Genomic DNA, 1,447 nt, shown 5'->3' on the forward strand with positions numbered 1-1,447 from the left:
TGGACTGACCCCATAAAGTTGGACGGTTCATATTAAGCGGCTTTCAGGGCCTGGGTTCGGTATTCTACCGGACTCAGGCCTTTTAATTTCAGGCTTATCCGTTCGTTGTTGTAATAATGGATATAGTCCTCTATCGCTTCCCTTAGTTCTTTGACACTGCTGAACTGCCTCAGATAAAAACACTCCGATTTCAGCGTACCGAAGAAGTTCTCCATCACCGCATTATCCAGGCAGTTTCCTTTACGCGACATACTTTGCGTCAGGCGCTGTGCCTTTAACCTGGCCTGATAACCTGCCATTCGATACTGCCAGCCCTGATCCGAGTGCAACAGCGGGGTATCTTCTGGACTGAGCTTCGAGAACGCATCGTGCAGCATCGTGTTAACCATCTCCATCACCGGCCTTTCCGACAAGCTGTAGGAGATAATCTCTCGGTTAAACAGATCGAGAACCGGCGACAGGTAAAGCTTTTTACCCTGCACCGAGAACTCTGTCACATCCGTAACCCACTTTTCGTTGGCTTTTGAGGCACCGAAGTTCCGGCTCAGGATGTTAGGCGCGGCCATGCCCGTTTCTCCTTTCCAGGCGCGATATTTCTTCACCCTTATCAGAGACCGGAGCGACAGCTCTGCCATCAGTCGCTGTACTGCTTTATGGTTCACCAGCAACCCCTGCTTTCTCAGGGAGAGCGTGACCCTGCGATAACCATAACGCCCTTTGTGATAGTGATAAATCTCTCTGATTTTGTCTTTCAGCCCGGCATGCCGGTCCACTTGCTTCAGCGCATTCATATTGTGGTACCACGTACTGCGGGACATACCCGCTGCACGCAGAAGGTCACTGAGTGCATGCTCCCGCCTTAGCTCACTGATTACTCTGGCTTTCTGCCGTTTCTCTCGTCTTGAACCAAGGCTTTCAGCTTTTTTAGATAGGCATTCTCTGCACGCAGGTAACGGAGTTCAGCCCGCAGTTCTTCGGGCGATAACTTTTCCAGCGCTGCATCGGTAAGTGGAGATTTTTTTTGGGGGGATGTCATGTCCATGCTCCGACCTGGTTTTATGCTCAGAAGTCCTTTCTCACCAGTGTCTTTGTAGACATTAACCCAGTGCCGGACAACGGTTTCATTTGAGATATTAAACCGTGCAGCAGCTTCACGCATCGAAAGTTCTTCACTGAGAGTTGTCCGGGCGACAACCAGCCGGAACTCAGGAGAATGGCGGTCATTTTTCCAGGTAATGCCATCAATACCGTGGAGTTGCCAGGCTCTTACCCAGCGACGAACTGACGTTCTTTCGACACCAAAACGTGCTGCGGTCCGTTGTGCCCCATCTTTGCCGGAGAGGTAGTGGCTGACCACTGCCAGTCTGGTTTCGAGGGAGTATTTTGGTTTTGCCATAAAAAACTGCACCTTATTCAGTTGGGTGTCCAACTTTTGGGGTGCAGTTCA

1 protein-coding gene is annotated in these 1,447 nt (G+C 50.7%); it reads right to left on the bottom strand.

The genetic code is table 11. The features are described from left to right. Positions 1-32: 32 nt before the first annotated feature. A protein-coding gene (locus ACGS9J_RS26875) for an IS3 family transposase (protein ID WP_176980526.1) occupies positions 33-1,396 on the bottom strand; the annotation gives its coding sequence in 2 pieces (ribosomal slippage) (positions 33-919 and positions 919-1,396; 1,365 coding nt in all). Between the last annotated feature and the right edge of the window lie 51 nt (positions 1,397-1,447).

This window comes from Serratia quinivorans (assembly GCF_052113645.1).
Lineage (GTDB): Bacteria > Pseudomonadota > Gammaproteobacteria > Enterobacterales > Enterobacteriaceae > Serratia > Serratia quinivorans_B.